Annotated in this window: 21 protein-coding genes and 1 tRNA gene; 16 read left to right on the top strand and 6 right to left on the bottom strand. The window is 66.7% G+C overall.

Going from position 1 to position 22,001, the window contains the following annotated elements; translation table 11 throughout:
• The first annotated feature begins 42 nt into the window (after positions 1-42).
• The 8 genes from lptB (at position 43) to JTE92_RS13875 (ending at position 7,039) form a co-directional block, all read left to right on the top strand.
• Positions 43-843 (top strand): LPS export ABC transporter ATP-binding protein, encoded by an 801-nt coding sequence (gene lptB, locus JTE92_RS13910; RefSeq protein WP_063236684.1) that lies wholly within the window; start codon positions 43-45, stop codon positions 841-843.
• A 155-nt stretch (positions 844-998) separates the two neighbouring features.
• Entirely contained in the window at positions 999-2,477 is a 1,479-nt protein-coding gene (locus JTE92_RS13905; protein ID WP_063236683.1) for an RNA polymerase factor sigma-54, read from the top strand.
• 48 nt (positions 2,478-2,525) lie between these two features.
• Positions 2,526-2,876, top strand: a complete 351-nt coding sequence (hpf, locus tag JTE92_RS13900) for a ribosome hibernation-promoting factor, HPF/YfiA family (RefSeq protein ID WP_029046778.1) — start codon at positions 2,526-2,528, stop codon at positions 2,874-2,876.
• Positions 2,877-3,237: 361 nt separating this feature from the next.
• The gene (gene ptsN, locus JTE92_RS13895) at positions 3,238-3,693 is read left to right on the top strand and encodes a PTS IIA-like nitrogen regulatory protein PtsN (protein WP_029046777.1); all 456 of its coding nucleotides are present in this window, start codon (positions 3,238-3,240) and stop codon (positions 3,691-3,693) included.
• Positions 3,694-3,772: 79 nt separating this feature from the next.
• Positions 3,773-4,744, top strand: a complete 972-nt coding sequence (gene hprK / locus JTE92_RS13890; RefSeq protein ID WP_063236682.1) for an HPr(Ser) kinase/phosphatase — start codon at positions 3,773-3,775, stop codon at positions 4,742-4,744.
• Between the two features lie 177 nt (positions 4,745-4,921).
• Positions 4,922-5,248: a PsiF family protein gene (locus JTE92_RS13885; protein WP_063236681.1), complete on the top strand. Its 327-nt coding sequence runs from the start codon at positions 4,922-4,924 to the stop codon at positions 5,246-5,248.
• Between the two features lie 125 nt (positions 5,249-5,373).
• Positions 5,374-6,261: an RNase adapter RapZ gene (gene rapZ, locus JTE92_RS13880; RefSeq protein ID WP_063236680.1), complete on the top strand. Its 888-nt coding sequence runs from the start codon at positions 5,374-5,376 to the stop codon at positions 6,259-6,261.
• 109 nt (positions 6,262-6,370) lie between these two features.
• Positions 6,371-7,039, top strand: a complete 669-nt coding sequence (locus JTE92_RS13875; RefSeq protein WP_063236679.1) for an LON peptidase substrate-binding domain-containing protein — start codon at positions 6,371-6,373, stop codon at positions 7,037-7,039.
• A 19-nt stretch (positions 7,040-7,058) separates the two neighbouring features.
• On the opposite strand, the gene mutY is transcribed toward JTE92_RS13875, so the two are convergent.
• The 3 genes from mutY to mutM all read right to left on the bottom strand — a co-directional run bounded on the left by mutY (position 7,059) and on the right by mutM (position 11,529).
• Entirely contained in the window at positions 7,059-8,243 is a 1,185-nt protein-coding gene (gene mutY, locus JTE92_RS13870) for an A/G-specific adenine glycosylase (RefSeq protein WP_063236678.1), read from the bottom strand.
• 198 nt (positions 8,244-8,441) lie between these two features.
• Positions 8,442-10,391, bottom strand: a complete 1,950-nt coding sequence (locus JTE92_RS13865) for a dynamin family protein (RefSeq protein ID WP_063236677.1) — start codon at positions 10,389-10,391, stop codon at positions 8,442-8,444.
• A gap of 280 nt (positions 10,392-10,671) precedes the next feature.
• On the bottom strand, positions 10,672-11,529 hold the full coding sequence (gene mutM, locus JTE92_RS13860; protein ID WP_063236676.1) for a bifunctional DNA-formamidopyrimidine glycosylase/DNA-(apurinic or apyrimidinic site) lyase: 858 nt from the start codon (positions 11,527-11,529) through the stop codon (positions 10,672-10,674).
• A 140-nt stretch (positions 11,530-11,669) separates the two neighbouring features.
• Here mutM and JTE92_RS13855 point away from each other — a divergent pair, with 140 nt between their 5' ends.
• From JTE92_RS13855 to JTE92_RS13820, 8 genes are all read left to right on the top strand, one after another.
• Positions 11,670-13,631: a tetratricopeptide repeat protein gene (locus JTE92_RS13855; protein WP_239477829.1), complete on the top strand. Its 1,962-nt coding sequence runs from the start codon at positions 11,670-11,672 to the stop codon at positions 13,629-13,631.
• A 109-nt stretch (positions 13,632-13,740) separates the two neighbouring features.
• Positions 13,741-14,367, top strand: a complete 627-nt coding sequence (locus tag JTE92_RS13850) for an outer membrane lipoprotein LolB (RefSeq protein WP_063236675.1) — start codon at positions 13,741-13,743, stop codon at positions 14,365-14,367.
• Positions 14,364-15,248: a 4-(cytidine 5'-diphospho)-2-C-methyl-D-erythritol kinase gene (gene ispE, locus JTE92_RS13845; protein ID WP_063236674.1), complete on the top strand. Its 885-nt coding sequence runs from the start codon at positions 14,364-14,366 to the stop codon at positions 15,246-15,248. The genes JTE92_RS13850 and ispE overlap by 4 nt, the downstream gene beginning before the upstream one ends.
• Positions 15,249-15,307: 59 nt before the next feature.
• A tRNA-Gln gene (locus tag JTE92_RS13840) sits at positions 15,308-15,384 on the top strand.
• 97 nt (positions 15,385-15,481) lie between these two features.
• Entirely contained in the window at positions 15,482-16,435 is a 954-nt protein-coding gene (locus JTE92_RS13835) for a ribose-phosphate pyrophosphokinase (protein WP_063236673.1), read from the top strand.
• Between the two features lie 133 nt (positions 16,436-16,568).
• Positions 16,569-17,183 carry a 50S ribosomal protein L25/general stress protein Ctc gene (locus JTE92_RS13830; RefSeq protein WP_063236672.1) on the top strand — a complete coding sequence of 205 codons (615 nt, stop codon included), beginning with the start codon at positions 16,569-16,571 and terminating at the stop codon, positions 17,181-17,183.
• Between the two features lie 163 nt (positions 17,184-17,346).
• Positions 17,347-17,943 carry an aminoacyl-tRNA hydrolase gene (gene pth, locus JTE92_RS13825; protein WP_063236671.1) on the top strand — a complete coding sequence of 199 codons (597 nt, stop codon included), beginning with the start codon at positions 17,347-17,349 and terminating at the stop codon, positions 17,941-17,943.
• 207 nt (positions 17,944-18,150) lie between these two features.
• A complete protein-coding gene (locus JTE92_RS13820; protein WP_063236670.1) occupies positions 18,151-20,007 on the top strand; it encodes a PhoX family protein in 1,857 nt (618 codons plus the stop codon).
• A 139-nt stretch (positions 20,008-20,146) separates the two neighbouring features.
• On the opposite strand, the gene JTE92_RS13815 is transcribed toward JTE92_RS13820, so the two are convergent.
• The 3 genes from JTE92_RS13815 to rsmD form a co-directional block, all read right to left on the bottom strand.
• The gene (locus JTE92_RS13815; protein WP_063236669.1) at positions 20,147-20,407 is read right to left on the bottom strand and encodes a YfhL family 4Fe-4S dicluster ferredoxin; all 261 of its coding nucleotides are present in this window, start codon (positions 20,405-20,407) and stop codon (positions 20,147-20,149) included.
• Positions 20,408-20,474: 67 nt separating this feature from the next.
• Entirely contained in the window at positions 20,475-20,960 is a 486-nt protein-coding gene (coaD, locus tag JTE92_RS13810; protein ID WP_029046761.1) for a pantetheine-phosphate adenylyltransferase, read from the bottom strand.
• A 239-nt stretch (positions 20,961-21,199) separates the two neighbouring features.
• Entirely contained in the window at positions 21,200-21,934 is a 735-nt protein-coding gene (gene rsmD / locus JTE92_RS13805; RefSeq protein ID WP_174544826.1) for a 16S rRNA (guanine(966)-N(2))-methyltransferase RsmD, read from the bottom strand.
• Positions 21,935-22,001: the final 67 nt, after the last annotated feature.

Genomic DNA, 22,001 nt, shown 5'->3' with positions numbered 1-22,001 from the left:
GCTCGCTGCCTCGCCTGAAACGCTGAACGCCAGACTGTGCCAATGACCGATACCGCCACCATCGCCGAAAAGCCCTCCGTCCAAGCCACGGCCGTCCTCGAAGGCGGCAGCACGCTGGTCGTGCGCCACCTGAAGAAGCGCTACGGCTCGCGCACCGTGGTCAAGGATGTCTCGCTGGACGTAAAGAGCGGCGAAGTGGTCGGCCTGCTCGGCCCCAACGGCGCGGGCAAGACCACCTCGTTCTACATGATCGTGGGGCTGGTGAACCTGGACGAGGGCGATATCGTGCTCGACGGCGACCACATCAGCGGCCTGCCGATCCACGAGCGCGCGCGCATGGGCCTGTCCTACCTGCCGCAGGAAGCATCGGTCTTCCGCAAGCTCAACGTCGAGGAAAACATCCGCGCCGTGCTGGAGCTGCAGGTGGAAAACGGCAAACCGCTGGCCAAGGCCGAGATCGACCGCAGGCTCGACGCGCTGCTCGACGACCTGCAGATTGCGCACCTGCGCAACAACCCCGCGCTGTCGCTGTCCGGCGGCGAACGCCGCCGCGTGGAAATCGCGCGCGCGCTGGCCTCGTCGCCGCGCTTCATCCTGCTGGATGAACCGTTCGCCGGCGTGGACCCGATCGCAGTGGGCGAGATCCAGCGCATCGTCAGCTTCCTGAAGGCGCGCAACATCGGCGTGCTGATCACCGACCACAACGTGCGCGAAACGCTTGGCATCTGCGACCACGCGTACATCATCAGCGAAGGCACCGTGCTGGCCGCCGGGCAGCCCGAAGAGATCATCGCCAACGAATCGGTGCGGCGCGTCTACCTGGGCGAAAACTTCCGCATGTGATGTACCCGCCTGCCCGCAGCGGCAGGCCATTGATTCTCCCCGCTTTCGGCCCCATGATCTCGATATGGGCCAGCCCACTGCCGGCGTCGATCAAGCCGCGACATCGATAGCAATTTCCGTTCCAACGACGGAAAGATGCGCATAAAATAGGTCGCATGAAACCGTCGCTACAGCTCCGCCTCTCCCAGCACCTGGCACTGACACCGCAACTGCAGCAGTCGATCAGGCTGTTGCAGCTTTCAACGCTGGAATTGCAGCAGGAAGTCGAACAGGCGCTCACGGAAAACCCCCTGCTCGAACGCGAGAACGACTGGATCGAAAGCCCGCTGCGCGTGGCCGCCGATGGTTCGGTCAACGTGCAGAGCGCGCCGGCGCCGGCACCCGCCGAACCGCAAGGCAACGGCGAGGCACGCAGCGATGGCGCGGCCGACGACGACAGCTACGGCGACAGCAATGGCGGCGAAGACTATGGCGGCGACTGGAGCCTGGACGACTTCGCGCGCCGCCCGCAAGGCGACGAAGACGAGAAGACGCCGATGCAGCTGCGCGAAGCCGAGCCCACGCTGCGCGAATACCTGATGGAACAGCTCACGCCGCTGAAGATCTCGGTGCGCGACAAGGGCCTGGCCATCTTCCTGATCGAATCGCTCGACGACGACGGCTACCTCGGTGCAACGCTCGAAGAGATCTGCGCCGAACTGCCGGAAGAACTCGAGTTCGAGATCGAGGAATTGCAGGCGATGCTAACGCTGCTGCAAAGCTTCGACCCGCCGGGCGTGGGCGCGCGCAACGCGGCCGAGTGCCTGGGCCTGCAATTGCGCCGGCTGCAGCACCCGCAGCGCGAACTGGCGCTGAACATCGTGCACAACCACCTCGAGCTGCTGGCGGTGCGCGACTACACGCGCCTGAAAAAAGCCCTGCAGGTAGACGAGCCTGCACTCAAGGCCGCTCACGAACTGATCCGCTCGCTGGCGCCCTATCCGGGCCACGCCTACAGCCGCCCCGAAGCCGACTTTGTGGTGCCCGATGTGTTCGTGCGCAAGAGCGGCAGCGGCTGGATCGCGCAGCTCAATCCGGATGTGATGCCGAGGCTGCGCATCAACGACATGTACGCGCAGATCCTGCGCGGCGCGAAAGGCGAGTCGGGTACCGCGGGCCTGCAGCAGAAACTGCAGGAAGCACGCTGGCTGATCAAGAATATCCAGCAAAGGTTCGACACGATCCTGCGTGTCTCACAGGCCATTGTCGAGCGTCAAAAGAACTTTTTCACGCACGGCGAAATCGCCATGCGCCCCTTGGTTTTGCGGGAGATTGCCGATACACTGGGATTACACGAGTCAACCATCTCCCGGGTGACGACCAATAAATACATGGCAACGCCGATGGGTACTTTCGAACTGAAGTACTTCTTCGGCAGCCACGTGTCCACCGAAACCGGTGGCGCGGCTTCATCAACGGCCATCCGCGCCTTGATCAAGCAACTGATAGGAGCCGAAGACCCGAGGAATCCCCTTTCCGACAGTCGCATCGCCGAACTGCTGGGTGAGCAAGGCTTCGTTGTCGCACGTCGCACCGTTGCCAAATATCGCGAAGCCCTGAAGATCCCCGCAGTGAATCTCCGCAAGTCTTTGTAGCCGAGCCCACCGCCTGCCTGGTGAGGCTCTTTCAGAAGGAGAAGCGCTATGAACTTCAAGATCAGTGGACACCACCTTGACATCACGCCGCCGTTGCGTGAGTACGTGGAAACGAAGCTGGAGCGAATCGTCAGGCATTTCGATCAGGTCATTGGCGTTAGCGTGCTGCTCTCTGTCGACAATCACAAGGAAAAGGACAGGCGGCAATATGCGGAAATCAATCTACATCTCAGGGGCAAGGACATCTTCGTTGAAGCGCATCATGAAGACCTGTATGCGGCGATCGACGCACTAGTCGACAAGCTGGACCGTCAGGTACTGCGCTACAAGGACCGCGTGCAAGGCCACGACCGCGAAGCGGTCAAGTACCAGATGGCCGCAGCGCAGATGCAGCAATGAGCGTGCCCGGTGGCCCCGCAGAGGGCCGCTGAATCAAGACTGAACAAGGCAAGCCGCGCATAGCGCGGCTTTTTTGCGCCTGTGGCGCCCGAGCAAAGGCTCGTCACCCGTTTGAGACGGAGTGTTCGCAACGGCCGCGGCAGGGTGTATGCTGCGCCATACATGCAGAGCCGCATCCCGCCCGCGCCCGGTTAAGGTGCGGACGCCAACCGGGGCGGCGCTGCGCTGCACAATCACAGGGAGGCCGCTGCTCTATAATGGCCGGACGCCTCGGCATTGCCGGCGACCGGCAGCCTCCGAGCCACACACTGCCCCGCGGAACGGCGGATCCGCCCGCTAACTGAAATCCTGCGCATCGCCCATGAATCGTTTGGCCAAATTGCTGCCACCCGGCAACATCACCCTCGACGTCAGCGTCACCAGCAAGAAGCGTGTGTTCGAGCAGGCCGGGCTCCTCTTCGAGAACAACCATGGCGTGGCGCGCGCCACCGTGACCGACAACCTGTTCGCGCGCGAGTCGCTGGGCTCCACCGGACTCGGCGCCGGCGTGGCGATCCCGCATGGCCGCATCAAGGGCCTGAAGCAGCCGCTGGCCGCCTTCATGCGCCTGGCCGAGCCGATCCCGTTCGAATCGCCCGATGGCAAGCCCGTGTCGCTGCTGATTTTCCTGCTGGTGCCGGAACAGGCCACGCAGCAGCACCTGGAAATCCTGTCCGAGATCGCGCAGCTGCTGTCGGACCGCGACATGCGCGAAGGGCTGGCGACCTTGCCCACTTCCGAAGCCGTGCACCAGCTGCTGACCGAATGGCATCCCTGATTCACCGATCGTCCTGAACGGGCCGGCACAGACCGGACAGGCGCAGCGCCTGGCACACCGCCCCACACGTCATACCCGCATGGAACTCACCGGCGTCACCTCCCAGTCCATCTTCGACGACAACGCAGCCGACCTCAAACTCTCGTGGGTGGCCGGCCTGGAAGGTGCGGACCGCGCCTTCGACGTCGAATTCGCCCGCGAAGCCACCTCCGCCGCGGACCTGGTGGGCCACCTGAACCTGATCCACCCCAACCGCATCCAGGTACTCGGCAAGCCCGAGATCACCTACTATCAGCGGCTGGACGACGATATCCGCAAGCGCCAGATGGGCGAGCTGATCCTGCTGGAGCCGCCTTTCCTGGTGGTGGCCGACGGCATGGAGCCGCCGCCGGACCTGGAGCTGCGCTGCACGCGCTCTTCCACGCCGCTGTTCACCACGCCGGTGTCGTCGGCCGCGGTGATCGACCACCTGCGCCTGTATCTGTCGCGCATTTCCGCGCCGCGCGTGACCATGCACGGGGTATTCCTCGACATCCTCGGCATGGGTGTGCTGATCATGGGCGAATCGGGCCTGGGCAAGAGCGAACTGGGCCTCGAACTGATCTCGCGCGGCCACGGCCTGGTGGCTGACGACGCGGTTGACTTCGTGCGCCTGGGGCCGGACTTTATCGAGGGCCGCTGCCCGCCGCTGCTGCAGAACCTGCTCGAAGTGCGCGGCCTGGGCCTGCTCGACATCAAGACCATCTTCGGCGAGACCGCGGTGCGCCGGAAAATGAAGATCAAGCTGGTGGTGCAGCTGGTGCGCCGCAACGACGGCGAGTTCGAGCGCCTGCCGCTCGATTCGCAATACCTCGACGTGCTGGGCCTGCCGATCCACATGGTCAAGATCCAGGTGGCGGCCGGCCGCAACCTCGCCGTGCTGGTCGAGGCCGCGGTGCGCAATACCATCCTGCGCCTGCGCGGCATCGACACGCTGCGTGACTTCATGGACCGCCAGCGCGCCGCGATGCAGGCCGATGCGGTCTCGCGCGGCCAGGGCCGCCTGCTCTGAGCGGGCTGGTTGCCCGCGCACGCGTTTTCAATTGCTTACAACGGCGGCTTCCCCCGCCGTCAACGCCAGCGTCCAGTCTGCCGTTTTGTGCTGTAATGGGCATCGAGCCCATGACAAGGCCGCCGCCAGCCCTGACACCGTGCGGCCGTGATGTTTTCCACACCAAGGAGAGCAAGCATGAAGAAACTGATCGCGATGTGCGCGCTGGTCACCCCGCTGCTGGCATCCGTGGCCTTCGCCCAGTCGGCGTCGGCGCCGGCAGCGCCCGCCAAGGACAAAGCTCCCACCGCGCAGCAGGAAAAGATGAAGACCTGCAATACGCAGGCCGGCGACAAGAAGGGGGACGAGCGCAAGGCGTTCATGAAGCAATGCCTGTCGGCCAAGCCGGACGCGACGCCCAGGACCCAGCAGGAAAAGATGGCCGCTTGCAGCAAGGAAGGCAAGGGCAAGAAGGGCGACGAATACAAGGCGTACATGAAGGAGTGCCTGTCGAAGTCGGCCTGAGGCACGTCTTTCCCCCGAGCCAACCACGGCATGGCGAACCGCGAGGTTCGCCATCGTTGTTTCCGGGGCCGCAGTCATCCCGCTGTCATGACGCGACCATCACGTGATGCTATGCTTCAGTTGCTATGCGCATCATCCTCATCACCGGCATTTCCGGTTCCGGCAAGTCCGTCGCACTGAACGTCCTCGAAGATGCGGGGTACTACTGCGTGGACAACCTGCCGGCGCAGTTCATCCCGGACCTGGCCCGCTACCTCTCCAGCCAGGGCTATACGCACCTGGGCATTGCCACCGACATCCGCAGCCGCGAGTCGCTCGACCAGTTGCCCGATACCGTGCGCACGCTCGCCGGCGAGCACCAGGTCGAGGTGCTGTTCCTGACGGCCAGCACGGACGCGCTGGTGCAGCGCTACTCCGAGACGCGCCGGCGCCATCCGCTGTCGATCCGCACCGATGGTGGCGTGGTAAGCCCCGGCGGCGAGCCGGCCTTCAACGACACCGCGCTGATGGAAGCGATCGAAATGGAGCGCGAGCTGCTGAGCCCGCTGGCCGAGGCCGCGCACCGCATCGACACCAGCAATGTGCGCACCAATACGCTGCGCAGCTGGATCAAGGAGCTGATCCGCAACGACAGCGAGCGCCTGACGCTGCTGTTCGAGTCCTTCGGCTTCAAGCACGGTGTGCCCAGCGACGCCGACATGGTGTTCGACGTGCGCTCGCTGCCCAATCCCTATTACGACCTGGCGCTGCGCCCGCTGACCGGGCGCGACACGCCGGTGATCGATTTCCTGCAGGCGCAGCCGATGGTGCTGGCGATGGCCGAGGACATCCGCGCCTATGTGGAAAAGTGGCTGCCGAGTTTCATCGCCGACAACCGCAGCTACCTGACCGTCGCCATCGGCTGTACCGGCGGCCAGCATCGCTCGGTCTATATTGCGGAAAGGCTCGCCAACTATTTCCGCGCGCATGGTAATGTGCTGGTGAGACACCGAGAGCTCGCGCCGGCGGGCTGACGCCAAGCGTGCATGCCTGCGGGCATCGGCGGCGCGGCGTACGGTCCGGCGGCGCGCCGTTGCTGCATTCTGGCATCCCCCTGCATCCACTTATGCACGCTGGCACCGCATGTCTTCCACCGACCTTTACCGCCCCACCTCGTCCGCCGGGTCCGACCCCGGGCCGCAGACGCTAGACAACCTCCCGCTGTTCCCGCTGCACACCGTGCTCTTTCCCGGCGGCCGGCTGCCGCTGCGCGTGTTCGAGGCGCGCTATGTCGACATGGTGCGCAACTGCCTGCGCGACAGCACGCCGTTCGGCGCCTGCCTGATCGAGAGCGGCGAAGAAGTGGCGCGGCCCGGCAAGGCCACCGTGCCGGAAACGGTCGGCTGCCTCGCCGAAATCGTCGACTGCAACATGGAGCAGCTCGGCGTGCTGCTGATCCGCGCCCGCGGGCGCGAGCGTTTCCAGATCATCAGCCACGAGACCCGCGACGATGGCCTGCTGGTGGCGCGTGCCCAAGTACTGCCCGCCGATATCATCGACTGCAAGCTCGAACTGCTTGGCGAATGCCTGGACGCCCTGCGCCGGATCGTCACGCGGCTGCATGCAGAGCAGCCCGACCGGATGCCGTTCGACGAGCCTTACCTGTGGGACGATCCCAGCTGGGTCGCCAACCGGCTGTGCGAACTGCTGCCGGCGCCGCTGAAAGCCAAGCAGATGCTGATGGCGCTGCCCGATGCGGGCATGCGCATCGAGATCGTGCACCGTTATATGCGGCAGAACCACATCGTCTGAGCGGCGCCGCGGCCGCCTTTCAGAACAGGCCGCCGCGGGCCTGGTCCTCCAGCAGCCTGCGCACCGGCGCGGGCGTGCCCAGCGCATCGAGATCGTCGAGCGAAAGCCAGCGCTGCGCCGCTTCCGTGGCGGCTTCAGCGGCACTATCCTGCACCATCAGGTCACCTGCGCCCACATCGACGCGGATCGCGCGGATCAACAGGCGGAAGTGCGTGAAGACATGGGTCAGTTCGCCCGCCATCGCGGCGCGCACGGGTGCGCCATAGGCGCGGGCGTAGTCGAGCGCGGCGGCTTCGGCGGCTTCCGCATCGAAGGGCACGGTGTCGACAGGCATCTCGGGCAGGCTCCACAGCCCGCCCCAGATGCCGCTGCCGGGACGCAGCCGCAACAACACTTCACGCTCGCGCCGCACCATCAGCATCACCGTGCTGCGCTCGGGGATCGCGGCGCGCGGCTTTGGCGTGGGCAGCACGCCGGTCAACCCGTCGCGGCGCGCCACGCAGTCGGCGGACAGCGGGCACGCGCCGGCATCGGCCAGGCACGCGGGCTTGCCGCGCGAGCAGACCGTCGCGCCCAGGTCCATCAGCCCTTGCGTATAGGCGACCATGTCTTCGGCCTGGCGCGGGCCCGCTGCGGGCAGCGCGATCCCGGCCAGCTGCCACATGCGCGTTTCCACCGCGCGCTCGCCAGGATGGCCATGGATGCCGAAGCAGCGCGCAAACACGCGCTTGACGTTGCCGTCGAGAATCGGCGAGCGCACGCCGGCGCTGAAGGCGGCGATTGCCGCTGCGGTCGAGCGGCCGATGCCGGGCAGCGTTGCCAGTACCGCGGGATCGGTCGGGAAAACGCCGCCGTGCTCGCTGACCACCTGCATGGCGCAGCGGTGCAGGTTGCGTGCGCGCGAGTAGTAGCCGAGGCCGGCCCACAGCGCCATCACCTGGTCGGCAGGCGCGGCAGCCAATGCCTGCACCGTCGGCAAGGTGGCGACAAAGCGCTGGAAATACTCGATCACCGCGCTGACCTGGGTCTGCTGCAGCATGATTTCCGACAGCCAGATGCGGTAGGCGTCGCGCGTGTTCTGCCACGGCAGGTCGTGCCGGCCGTGGACGCGTTGCCAGTTGACGACCCGTGCGCCGAAATCGGGGGGCACGTGGATGTCGTCGGGGATGGCTGCGGTGGCTCGGGGGGCGGACTTGCGGGGCATGAGGTACGGCTTGTGGTGTGGGGGCTGGTGTTGGCTGCGGACGTCTCAGCACCGCTTGTGGTGCTCCCCTCTCCCGCGCGCGCGGGAGAGGGGAGCAAACCAGCAGCGTGCGAACGTTGTCAGAAAAAAAAACGCCGCTATGCGCGGCGCTACATGATATACCGGCCCGGAAAAACACTTACCGTCAGCCGCTTCCCGTCACGCCACCGCCAGGCTCGCCTGCTCCGCCCCGGCCGCCGGCCGCAGCAACCGCTGCGCAAACCCCTCGATCTTCCCGCTGCGCTCATCCAGCCCGTTCAGCACTTCCTCGAGCTGTGCAATACGGCTTTCCAGCGTATCGGTCGCTTCGTGGATGCGCTCGATCGAATCGACGCGCCGGCGCAGCTGCTTCTGGTGCTCGCGCACCTGCGCCTCCAGCGGCGTCATCACCGACTTGAGCCACACCTCGATATCGCGGTTCAGATCGCGGAAGTTCTCCAGCACGCGGCTGGCCATGGTGCTGAAGGCGCTCTGCACCAGCTGCGGCCGCGAGCGCGTCAGCATGCTGACCGTGCCGAAGTGCGCATGCACCAGCCGCAAGGTTTCCTGCAGCTCGGCCACGTAGCGCCCGGCGGTGAACTGCATCGGCGCGGGCAGCGTGAAGCCATGCTCGGCGTTGAAGCGCCGGTACATGCTTTCGATCAGCTGGTGCAGCTGGCCGATCTTGTTGTCGGCATCGGTCACCAGCGCGGCGAGCTGGGCGAACAGCGCATCCATGTCCTCGCGCAGGCCGCGCGAGAAGAAGCGTTCCTTCATCTGCTCGCGCGCGGTACGCATGGTCAGGCGCACGTCGCGCAGCTGCAGGCTCTTGATGATGTCGGCGCTGTGGCGGCCGAACACCAGCCGCAGCGCCTGGAACTTGCTGATGCTCTGCTCGAACTCTTCCTTCTCGCCCTGCACGCGCATCAGCATGTGCTTGACCATCGCGTGGTTCTTGCCGCGCAGCCCGCGCAGCTCGAACAGTTGCTCGACGATATCGCGGCGGCGGCTCTGCAGCAGCTGCTGCGCGGCCCGCGCCATGTCCTGCGCCTGGCGGTGGACCTGGTCGGAGACGATGTCGCGCCGCCGCGGGATCAGCTGGTCGGACAGCACATGCTCGAACTCGGGCAGGCCGCTGCGCGCCAGCAGCGCGTCGTCGTGCTTGACCTTGGCCACCAGGCCCTTCTGCGCCGACACCGGATAGACACGCGCCTGCTCGATGCCCAGCACCTGCGCCGTACCCGAGACCTGCCGCGCGATCTCGCCGGCGATCTCGGACGGCTGGCGCAGCGGGTCCCACAGCCCGTCGATCTTGTTGAGCACGGCCAGGCAGCCGCGCCGGTGGCCGGCGTCCACGTGAGTGCGCCACAGTTCCAGGTCGCTTCTGGTCACGCCGGCATCGGCGGCCAGCACGAACACCACGACGTGTGCGTCGGGGATCAGGCGCAGCGTCAGTTCGGGCTCGGTGCCGATCGCGTTCAGCCCCGGCGTGTCGAGGATCACCAGCCCCTGGCGCAGCAGCGGATGCGGGAAATTGATCACCGCATGACGCCAGCGCGAGATCTCGACCATGCCCTCGGCATCGACCGCGTAGGCGGCATCGGGGTCGCTCTCGTGGTAGAGGCCCAGCGCCTCGGCTTGCTGCGGCGGCACGCGCACGGTCTGGACCACGTGCTGGAAGGCCTCGAGCATGCCCTCGGGCGAGGACGGGTCCAGCGGCACCGTATGCCAGTGCGCCGACGGGCCGGCCTCGAGGAAATCCGCAGTCGAGGCGTCCTGAAGCCTGGTTTCGATCGGCAGCAGCCGGATGCAGGGGGGCTCCGCCTCGTCGTAGCGCAGCTCGGTCGGGCACATGGTGGTGCGGCCCGCCGACGACGGCAGGATACGGCGCCCGTAGTCGGCAAAGAAGATCGCATTGATCAGTTCGCTCTTGCCGCGCGAGAACTCCGCAATGAAGGCGACCTTGAGCCGGTCGCTGCGCAGCACGCTCTGGATGCGCTGCACGCGGTCGTCGGCCTGCGCGTCGTACAGGTCGTGCTGCTGCAGCCACGACTGGAATTCTGCCAGGGACTGGAGGACCCCCGTTCTCCAGGCGCCGTATTGTTCGAATTGGTGGGCGAGCGTTGTCATGGAGCTGTTCGGCTGACTCGGTTTTTTGCCTCGGGGCCGCCGCCGGCGGAGGCGTGCCCGTGTTCCCGCATTGCCGGCCCGCCGCAGTCCTCGGGCGAGCCAATCTGTTCCATTTTTGTAACTTTTTATAACTGCGCACACGATACAGGTTTCCACGGCGGTTTTGTGGAATTCGCGTCCCTTGCGAAGGGTGTGCGCGCAGAGTGTTGCGCCGAGCCATCGACAACTGCAGCCGGCGCGCATTGTGCGGCACACGGCGCATCGCAATGGCGGCCGCCGGTCAGTGCTGGCAGTTCGGGCAGTAGAAGGTGGAGCGCTGGCCCTGCACGATCTGGCGCACGGGCGTGGCGCAGATGCGGCATGGCTGGCCGGCCCGGTCGTAGACAAAACAATCGAGCTGGAAGTAGCCGCTGGCGCCGTCGCTGCCGACGAAATCGCGCAGTGTGCTGCCGCCGCGCTCGATCGCCTGCGCCAGTGTCTCGCGCACCGCCTGCGCCAGCCGGTCGCAACGCGCGCGGCTGAGGCGGCCGGCCGGCGTGGTCGGCCGGATGCCGGCGCGGAACAGGCTTTCCGACGCGTAGATATTGCCGACCCCGACCACGATGCCGCCGGCCAGCAAGACGGTCTTGATGGCGGCACTGCGCCCGCGCGTGTGGCGGTGCAGCCAGGCGCCGTCGAAGGCAGCATCGAAGGGCTCGATGCCGAGCGTGCGCAGCAGCGGGTGGGATGGCAGTTCGTGCTCGGGCAGCGTGGTCCACAGTACCGCGCCAAAACGGCGCGGATCGCGCAAGCGCAGCACCACCGGGCCCTCGGCACCAGCGGCCAGCACAATGTCCAGGTGGTCGTGGGCACCAGGCGGCGGCGCGTGCGGCAACACCCTCAGCGTGCCGGTCATGCCGAGATGCACCAGCAGCCAGCCGGCCGGTGCGGCGGCATCGTCGCTGACACATTCGAGCAGCAGGTACTTGCCGCGGCGTTCGATCCGGCGCACCACGCGCCGCGCCAGGCAAGCTTCAAGGCCCGGCTCGACCGGCCAGCGCAGCCCGCGGTGGCGCACCGTCACCGCTTCAATACGCCGCCCCACCACATGCGGCAGCAAGCCGCGCCGGGTCACTTCGACCTCGGGCAATTCAGGCATCGAACCTCTCCGTTGGTTACCGCTCCAAACTCCTGCCGGCCTTGCTGGCCATGGGCCAGCGCGCCAAGCAGCGCATTGTAGCGGCAGGCTACAATGCCTTTATCCATTCCTTCGCCAGCGCGCGCCGGAGCACTCGATACATGTCGGACCTGAAGTTGGACCTGACGCCGGACCTGATGCCGGACGCCACATTGCAAGCCTCCAAGTGCGGCATCCCCGGGCGCGAGTGCGCATCTTCGCGCACAACGGGCGCCGTGGGAGCCTTTGCCCAGACCCGCCGCCACGCACGTGCGCTGGGCGCCGCGGCACTGCTCGCCCTGGCCAGCGCCGCGTGTGCGGCACCTCCGGGCGGCGACGTGCCGCTGCCGCAGCTTGCGCCGATGCAGGTCGCCGCCTCCGACGACGCGCGCCCCGCCGGCAGCACCGGCAAGTCGGCACGCAGCCAGCTGCCGTCGCTGGAGCTGACCGACGACATCGTCTATATGGTGCTGGCGGCCGAGATTTCCATGCAGCGCGGCCTGGTCGGGCCAGCCTACCGCACCTACCTCGAACTGGCGCGGCAGACCCGCGACCCGCGCTTCGCGCAGCGCGCCACCGAGATCGCCTTCAACGCGCGCATCCCGCAGCAGGCGCTGGACGCGGCGCGGCTGTGGCGTGAAATCTCGCCCAATTCGCCCGCCGCTGCGCAGGTCCTGTCGACGCTGCTGGTGCTGAACGGGCGCTGGGACGATGCCCGCCCGCTGCTGCAGCAGCAGCTGGCCGCTGTACCCGCCAGCCACCGCGGCGACGCCATCCTGCAGATGCAGCAGCAACTGTCGCGCACCAGCGATCCGGCCGGCGCAGCCACGCTGCTGCAGGAACTGACGCGCAACGATACCAAGCTGGCGGAAACCCACCTGGCGCTGGCGCGCGCGCGCGAAGTCGCCGGCGACGAGCCGGGCGCGGTGGCCGCGCTCGACCAGGCGCTGAAGCTGCGCCCGGGCTATGAGCCTGCCGCGCTGATGGCCGCCGAGCTGCGCGCCGAAAAGGAGCCCGACGAAGCCGTCGCCATCCTCAAGCGTTTCCTCGACAAGTCGCCCGAATCGGTCAACGGCCATATCACGCTGGCACGCCTGTACCTGCTGCGCAATGACATGCAGGCGGCCCGGCAGGAGTTCGAGACCTTGCGCAAGGTGGCGCCCACCGATCCGCGCGTGCCGCTGGCGCTGGGGCTGACCAGCCTGCAGGCGAAGAACTACAGCGAAGCCGAGCAATACCTGCAGGAGTACCTGCAGCTGGTCGAGAAGCAACCCACGGCAAATCCCGACATCGCCTACCAGTACCTGGCGCAGATCGCCGAGGAACGTAAGGACTATGCCGGCGCGATCCAGTGGCTTGACCGCATCGAGGACATCCGCCTGGCGCCCGCGGCCACCGCCAAGCGCGCGCAGCTGCTGGCACGCCTGGGCAAGCTGGACGATGCGCAGGCCCTGTTCGGCGAGATGCTTGCCGATGCCGAGGAAATCCCCGACCCGGGCCAGCGCGCGCAGCGCGTCATGGCGATCCGCCAGGCCGAGGTGGCCACGCTGATGGAGACCAGGGCCTACGACCGCGCGCGCAAGCTGCTCGACGACCGCATCGCCGCCGAGCCCGAAAACGCCGACTGGATCTACGAGCTGGCCATGCTCGACGAGCGCCAGAAGCGCTACGACAGCATGGAAAAAGGCCTGCGCCGCGTGATCGCGCTGCAGCCGCAGCAGAAGCAGGGCTACAACGCGCTCGGCTACTCGCTCGCCGATCGCAACGAGCGGCTGCCGGAAGCGCGCATGCTGCTCGAACGCGCCACCGAGCTGGGCCCGGACGACCCCTACATCATGGACAGCCTGGCCTGGGTCAAATTCCGCATGGGCGAGCTGCGCCCCGCTGCGGACCTGCTGCGCAACGCCTACGCCAAGGCGCCCGAAGCCGAGATCGGCGCGCACCTGGGCGAGGTGCTGTGGCAGCTCGGCGAGCACGAGGAGGCGCGCAAGACCTGGACCGAGGCGATGCGCATCGATCCCGAGAACGAAACCCTGGTCGATACGCTGCGCAGGTACAAGTTCGACGTGCAGCTGGCCAAGTAACCAACCTCTTGATCCCGTGCCCTCGCTTGCCGCGCGCTTGCGTTGCCAGGCGCGGCACGGGATTTCCGTCAGTCCGGCGGCCGCGCACCGCCGCTCCACGACCATGCCCATGAATCGAACCAGACGCCTGGCACTGCTTTGCCTGGGCGCCCCATTGCTGCTGCAGGCGTGCGCCACCGTGGCACCGTCGCGCGACTTCGATGCCGGCGAATCCAGCGCAAGCCGGCAATACACCGGCCGCTTCTCGGCCAACTACCAGCGCTACGGCCGCGACGAAGGCGTGACCGGCAGCTTCCGCTGGGAAGAGCAAGGCCGCAACGTAAGGCTCGACCTGGTCTCGCCGCTGGGCCAGACGCTGGCGGTGGTCACTGCCACGCCGTCCGGCGCCACGCTGGACCTGCCCAACCAGCCGCCGCGCAACGCGCCCGAGGTCGACACGCTGATGGAAGAAGCGCTCGGCTTCGCCCTGCCGGTGGCCGGCATGCGCGACTGGCTGCACGGCCGCGCCGCGCAGGGCTCCCCCGCGAGCACCACGCGCGACGAGCAGGGGCGCCTGTCGACCCTGGCGCAGAACGGCTGGACCGTGCGCTACGTCGCGTGGCAGGACACGCAGCCCCCAACCACCGCCACCACCGCCACCACCACCGCAGCGTTGCCGCGCCGCATCGACCTCGCGCGCGACTCCGGCAGCAATCCGCTGTCGGTACGGCTCGTCATCGACCCCCGGACGCCATGACCCCTGACCGGACCCCGGCACTGCCGCCGCCCGAACTGCGCGACTGCCCCGCGCCCGCCAAGCTCAACCTGTTCCTGCACGTGACCGGGCGCCGCGCCGACGGCTACCACACGCTGCAGACCGTGTTCCAGCTGGTCGACTGGTGCGACACGCTGCATTTCCGCCGGCGCGACGATGGCGTGGTGGCGCGTGTCACCGACGTGCCCGGCGTGCCCGCCGACAGCGACCTCGTCGTGCGCGCCGCGCGCGCGTTGCAAGCGGCTACGGGCACCTCATTCGGCGCCGATATCGAGATCGACAAGGTGCTGCCGATGGGCGGCGGCATCGGCGGCGGCTCCTCGGATGCCGCGACCACGCTGCTGGCACTGAACCACCTCTGGGGCCTGGGCCTGGCGCGCGAAGAACTGATGCGCATCGGCCTGGCGCTGGGTGCGGACGTGCCGGTGTTCGTGCTCGGCCGGAACGCGTTCGCCGAGGGCGTGGGCGAGCAACTGACTCCGGTGGAGTTGCCGGAAAGCTGGTTTGTGGTCATCCATCCGAAACAACATGTGCCGACGTCTGAAATTTTTTCGGACCCGCGCTTGACAAGGGATACGCCCGTCTCCATAATTGCGGTCTTCGCTGCTCGCACAAACAAATTCGATTTCGGTCGCAACGACCTGGAACCGATAGCAACAGCGAAGTTCGGCGAAGTCGCCCGAGCCCTGGAATGGCTGAAGCAATACAATCAGCATGCCAGGATGACCGGTTCCGGAGCCTGCGTGTTTGCGCGTTTTCCTGACGCAAAGACAGCGCAGCAGGTCTTGGAAAGGTTGCCTCCCGAATGGGATGGCAGGTGTGTGAGGAGTCTGGCACATCACCCGCTCGCAGCGTTCGCATAGCAAGTTATCGTTCGGCGCGGTACGGCAGGTTGGTACCACGAAGAACGGCCCGGTTGTGTAGGGGAGTCGCCAAGTTGGTCAAGGCACCGGATTTTGATTCCGGCATTCGAAGGTTCGAATCCTTCTTCCCCTGCCATTACTTCCTATAGTGTCCTAACGGAACACGATATCTTCCAGGTCACCGGCTTCGCCGGTGACACCAAGCTCCCCCAGCAGCAAGACAGGTGCCCCGAATGCGCAGCGACGGCTTGATGGTATTTACCGGCAACGCCAACCCCAAACTCGCGGAGGCTGTCGTACAGCACCTCGGCATTCCGCTAGGCAAGGCCCAGGTTGGCCGTTTCTCCGACGGTGAAGTCCAGGTTGAGATCCAGGAAAACGTTCGCGGCAAGCACGTCATCGTGCTGCAGTCCACCTGCGCGCCGACCAACGACAACCTGATGGAGCTGATGGTGATGGTCGACGCGCTCAAGCGCGCCTCGGCACGCAGCATCACCGCCGCCATGCCCTACTTCGGCTATGCCCGCCAGGACCGCCGCCCGCGTTCGGCGCGCGTGGCAATCTCGGCCAAGGTCGTGGCCAACATGCTGGAAGTCGCCGGCGTCGAGCGCGTGCTGACGATGGACCTGCACGCCGACCAGATCCAGGGCTTCTTCGATATTCCCGTCGACAACATCTACGCATCGCCGGTCCTGCTGGGCGACCTGCGCGAGAAGAACTACGGCGACCTGCTGGTGGTCTCGCCGGACGTCGGCGGCGTGGTTCGTGCGCGCGCGCTGGCCAAGGAACTGAACTGCGACCTGGCGATCATCGACAAGCGTCGTCCCAAGGCCAACGTGGCCGAGGTGATGAACATCATCGGTGAAGTCGAAGGCCGCAACTGCGTCATCATGGATGACATGATCGACACCGGCGGCACGCTGTGCAAGGCCGCCCAGGTGCTGAAGGAGCGTGGCGCGCTGAAGGTGTTTGCGTACTGTACGCACCCGGTGCTGTCCGGCGGCGCCGCCGCCCGCATCGCCGACTCGTCGCTGGACGAAGTGGTGGTGTGCGACACCATCCCGCTGTCGGAAGAAGCGGCCAAGTGCGGCAAGATCCGCCAGCTCTCGACCGCTCCGCTGTTGGCCGAAACCTTCACCCGCATCGTCAAGGGCGACTCGATCATGTCGCTGTTTGCGGGTTCCTGATAGAATTTAAGGCTTTACTGCGTTGGCCGCCGTTTTGCGGCGGCCAACGTGACTTGATCGGCGCGGATTCTCTTGTTTGCGCCGCAACGAGGCTGTCTGGTCGCGGACGGCCTTCTTTACTTCTGGAGTCATCATGAAAGTTGTCGCTTTCGAGCGTAGCGTACAGGGTACGGGTGCGAGCCGCCGCCTGCGCAATTCGGGCAAGACCCCCGGCATCATCTACGGCGGCGCCGCCGAGCCGAAGATGATCGAACTGGATCACAACGCGCTGTGGCACGCCCTGAAGAAGGAAGCGTTCCACTCGTCGATCCTGGACCTGGAAGTCGCTGGCAAGTCGGAAAAGGCCCTGCTGCGCGCATTCCAGATGCACCCGTTCAAGCCGCTGGTGCTGCACGTCGATTTCCAGCGCGTGTCGGCCACCGACAAGATCCACGTCAAGGTGCCCCTGCACTTCATGAACCAGGAAACCGCTCCTGGCGTGAAGCTGGGCCACGGCCTGGTCAACCACATCGTCAACGACCTGGAAGTGTCGTGCCTGCCGGCCGACCTGCCCGAGTTCATCGAAGTGGACGTCGGCGCGATGGAACTGGGCCAGACCCTGCACCTCGCCGACCTGAAGCTGCCGAAGGGCGTGACCGTCATCACCCACGGTGACGACAACCCCGCCATCGCCAGCATCTCGCTGCCGGCCGGCGCCGCTTCGGCCGCCGAAAGCGCCGAAGGCGAAGGCGAAACGCCGGCTGCCTGAGCTGCAACTGCAGCGGGCGCGGCTTCCGGGCCGCGCCACTGAGAAAACCGCCGCCCTTCGCGGCGGTTTTTTTTTCGACCCTGCCGAACCGGCACCTGGCTGGATTTTCGGTATCCTTGGCGCCTGAGGCGCAGCCCTGCGCGCCAACGACTCAGTCAATCGCATGATCAAGCTCATCGTCGGCCTCGGCAATCCCGGTGCGGAATACGAGGCCACCCGTCACAACGCCGGCTTCTGGCTGGTGGACCAGCTTGCCCGCATGGGCGGCGCCACCCCGCGCGTGGAAGGCCGCTTCCACGGGCTGGCCGCGCGCGCGCGGCTGTGGGACCAGGACATCTGGCTGCTCAAGCCCTCGACCTTCATGAACCGCTCGGGGCTGGCCGTGGTCTCGCTGGCACGCTTCTACAAGATCCTGCCCGACGAGATCGTCGTCGCCCATGACGAGATGGACCTGCCGTCCGGCACCGTCAAGCTCAAGCGCGGCGGCGGCGCGGGCGGCCACAACGGCCTCAAGGACATCTCGGCCCACCTGAGCACGCAGGACTACTGGCGCCTGCGCATCGGCGTTGGCCATCCGCGCAATGCGCCCGGCGGAACCGGGGCGGGCCGCGAAGACGTGGTCAACTTCGTGCTCAAGCCGCCGCGCAAGGAGGAGCAGGAAGCGATCGACGCGGCCATCGACCGCAGCATCGATCCGCTGGGCCTGCTGGCGCGCGGCGATGCCGAACGCGCGATGGCACAGCTGCACACCACGCGCTGACGCCGGAAGGCGCAGGCACAATCCTGCGACATCCATGTGACACGGGCCGCACACGCGGCCCGTTTGTCGTTGGCACGCTGCAACTCTGATGTGGCAGACAAGCTGTCATCAAACTTCCACGGGCAGTCCCTACATTGCGGGGTTTCCACCGCGCCGGATCACATCGTAGCCGGCGCGCATGACAAACCCACAAAGAGAGGAAAGCCCATGTCGTACCTGACCGACGAAGCGCGCGCCGCCGGCCGTGCCGCCAAGCCTGATGTTGACGTGCCCGGCCAGCGGCTGGAAGACATTGTTGCTGCCAACCCGGCCCGCCGCCGGGTGCTGCGCGGCGGCGTGGGCCTGTCGCTGTTCTCCGCCTTCGGCAGCGGCCTGCTGGCCGCCTGCGGCGGCGGCGACGATCCCGCGCCCGCGCCGGCGCCCACCCCGGCGCCCGCCCCTGGCCCGGCACCTGGCGGCGTCACGCCGAGCTATGAGGTCACCTTCGAGCCGATCGCCAAGTCGACCGCCGACACGGTGGTCGTGCCGAACGGCTACAGCGTCGACGTGCTGTTCTCCGCTGGCGATCCGGTCGAGGCCGGCGCCACCGGCTATGCCGGCGCCTTCCAGTCCTCGGCCGAAACCGAGCGCCAGGCCGGCGGCAACCATGACGGCATGCACTTCTTCGCGCTGTCGGGCGTCGATCCGCAGAAGGGCGGGCTGCTCGCCATCAACCACGAACTGCCGGACTACAACATCCTGTTCGCCGGCGGCACCTACACCGCGGGCAGCGCCACGCCGGAGCAGAAGCGCATCGCGCTGTCGGCAGTCGGCATCTCGGTGATCGAGGTCGAGCTGGCCGCCAGCGGCAAGTGGCAGGTCAAGCGCGACTCGATCTACAACAAGCGCTACACCGGCAACACGCTGTACCGCGTGGACGGCCCAGCCGCTTCGGCAGTAGGCTCGACCGTGGTCGGCATGCTCAACAACTGCTCGAGCGGCCATACGCCGTGGGGCACCTACCTGACCTGCGAAGAAAGCACGGACAACTACCTCGACCCGACCCAGGACGAGGAGGGCTACGGCTGGGTGGTCGAAATCGATCCGTACGGCACGCTCGGCGCGCCGGTCAAGCGCACCGCGATGGGCCGCTTCGACCATGAAAACGTCGCCTTCCTGACCGATGCCGGCAACAACGTGGCCTTCTACATGGGCGACGACGGCACGCCGGGCTGCATCTACAAGTTCATCCCGGCCACTGCGTTCGATCCGGACAACCGCGCGGCCAACGCCAACCTGCTGGACAGCGGCACGCTGTATGTGGCCAAGTTCAACGCCGATGGCAGCGGCCAGTGGGTCGAGCTGACGCAAGGCAAGAACGGCCTGACCGTTGGCGCCTCGGATCCGGGCAACTGGACCCAGTCTGCCACCTCGCCGGCACCGACCCCGGTCGACTTCGCCACGCAGGCCGACGTACTGGTCAACACCAAGGCGGCCGCGCGCGTGGCCGGCGGCACGCTGATGGACCGCCCGGAATGGATCACGGTCGGCCTGGACAAGACCGTCTACTGCACGCTGACCAACAACAGCGGCCGCCAGCAGACCGATGCCGCCAACCCGCGCGTGCAGAATCTGCATGGCCACATCATCCAGTGGAAGGAAGCCGGCGATTCGCCGCTGGCCACCACCTTCACCTGGAGCATCCTGCTGCAGGCCGGCGACCCGTCGCTGGCCACGGACAACCTGAAGGGCAACATCAACGGCGATACGTTCTCGAGCCCGGACGGACTGCGCGTGGACCCGAAGGGCCGCCTGTGGGTGCAGACCGACTCCAGCACCAGCTCGACGTACACCAACACCTTCGGCAACAACAGCATGTACTACATCTCGCCGACCGGGCAGTCGAAGCGCTTTCTGGCCGGGCCGACCGGTTGCGAGATCACCGGCATCGCCTACACGCCGGACCTGACCACCTGCTTCATCAACATCCAGCACCCGACCGGCCAGTGGCCGGACGCCGCCAAGCCGCCGCGCTCGTCGACCATCGTCGTGCGCCGCACGGACGGCAAGCCGGTGGGTGCGTGACCGCGTAGTACCGTGTAGTGCCGTAGTACCGTAGCAACTGGGGAAAAGTTAAGCCCCCGCCACCTTGCGGTGACGGGGGCTTTTTTTACCTCTGAGTGCGGTGCGACGTGCGAAGCGGTGCAGGCCGAGGCTCAGCCTATCAGGCAGGGTGCCTGGCCGCCGTCAGCAGCCGGTAGCGCTGCATCAGCACCTCTTGCGACTCCACCCGGTTCGGATCCTTGGGGATGCAGGCGACCGGGCAGACCTGCTGGCATTGCGGCTCGTCGAAGTGCCCGACGCACTCGGTGCACTTGTTGGGGTCGATTTCATAGATCTCGGGCCCCATCGAAATGGCTTCGTTCGGGCACTCGGGTTCACAAACGTCGCAGTTGATGCAGTCGTCGGTGATCATCAGCGCCATGGTGTTTCCTTCCTGCGGACACGCCCGCGCCCGACTGGCCGCGGTCTGACGTGTCTGAAGCCGTATTTTATTCCGGTTTGGCGATTTTCTCTTGCAGCCAGCGCTCCACCGACGGGAACACGAACTTGCTGACATCGCCGCCCAGCACCGCGATCTCGCGCACGAAGGTGCCGGAGATGAACTGGTACTGGTCCGACGGGGTCAGGAACATGGTTTCCACGTCCGGCAGCAGGTAGCGGTTCATGCCCGCCATCTGGAATTCATACTCGAAGTCGGACACCGCGCGCAGGCCGCGCACGATCACGCGCGCATTGTTCTTGCGCACGAAGTCCTTGAGCAGCCCGGCAAAACCTTCCACGCGCACGTTGGGATAGTGCCCGAGCACTTCGCGGGCAATGCCGATGCGCTCGTCGAGCGAAAAGAACGGGCGCTTGTTGGGACTGTGCGCCACGCCGACCACCAGTTCGTCGAAGATGTTCGACGCACGGCGGACCAGATCCTCGTGTCCCCGGGTCATTGGATCGAAGGTGCCGGGATAGACCGCGATGACCATACTTCCTCCTTGATCTGCCCGCTGCCGGCCGTTGTGGCCGCCTCGTTCGCCGGCCGGACCGGCGTGGGTGCTGCGTCGCGAGCGTTGTGACAGCGGCGTAGTGTAACCCTAAATGCGCCGCTTGGAAGGCGTGCGGCGCACCGTTTTGCGGCACTGCACCCACGAATCCGTTTCGCAATCGGAAAGGCGCCCTTAGCGCATGGCGAAACAGGGGCCGCGGGCGATCCCGGCGCAGGCCGTCAATCAGCGCCGCTATCGTGCTGTCGGTGCGGGCGGTGCTGGCGGTGCTGGCGGTGCTGGCGGTGCTGCAGCAAATGGAAATGCACCGCGCCGGCGCGCGCATGGCGCACGATCTCGAGCGATGCCGGAACCGGGGCGTCCACGCCGGTCAGCGCATGGTCGGTTTCGACATAGACTGCGCCACCGGGCCGCAGCAGCCGCGCGGCGTGCTCCAGCGACGGGCCGATCCAGTCCTCGGCAAAGGGCGGGTCCAGGAACACCACGTCGAAGCTGCCATCGGGAAATTGCGCGGCGACCGTAAAGGCATCGCCCTGCACGACGCGCACCTGGCTGGCATTGAGCCGGTACTGGTTGTCGCGCAGTTGCTTGGCCACGCGGGCATTGGACTCCACCAGCGTGACCGCGGCCGCGCCGCGCGACGCGGCTTCGAAGCCGAGCGCGCCGGAGCCGGCGAACAGGTCCAGGCAGGCGAGCCGCGACAGGTCCTGCCCAAGCCAGTTGAACAGGGTCTCGCGCACGCGGTCGGGCGTGGGGCGCAAACCCTGGGCGTCGGGCACGGGCAGCAGCGTGCGCTTCCAGCGCCCGCCGATGATGCGGACCTGGGACGGCGCCTGGCGCGGCACCGGGCGCGGAGGCGCTGCGGGAGAACGTGCGCCGGCTGCAGCGGCGGCCGGCGCGGAGGAAGGAGTACGCCCGCCGGGAGCGGGCGAAGGCAATCGGGAACGCGAATTCATCCCGTGATTGTAGAGCCTGCGGACCGGTTCGCCGCAGCCGCGCGTGAGGCGGCGCGCATAAGCCCTT

The organism is Cupriavidus oxalaticus (genome assembly GCF_016894385.1).
In the GTDB taxonomy this organism is placed as follows: domain Bacteria; phylum Pseudomonadota; class Gammaproteobacteria; order Burkholderiales; family Burkholderiaceae; genus Cupriavidus; species Cupriavidus oxalaticus.
The sequence above is the reverse complement of the archived record's forward strand: the minus strand, read 5'-3'. Positions and strand labels throughout refer to the sequence as shown.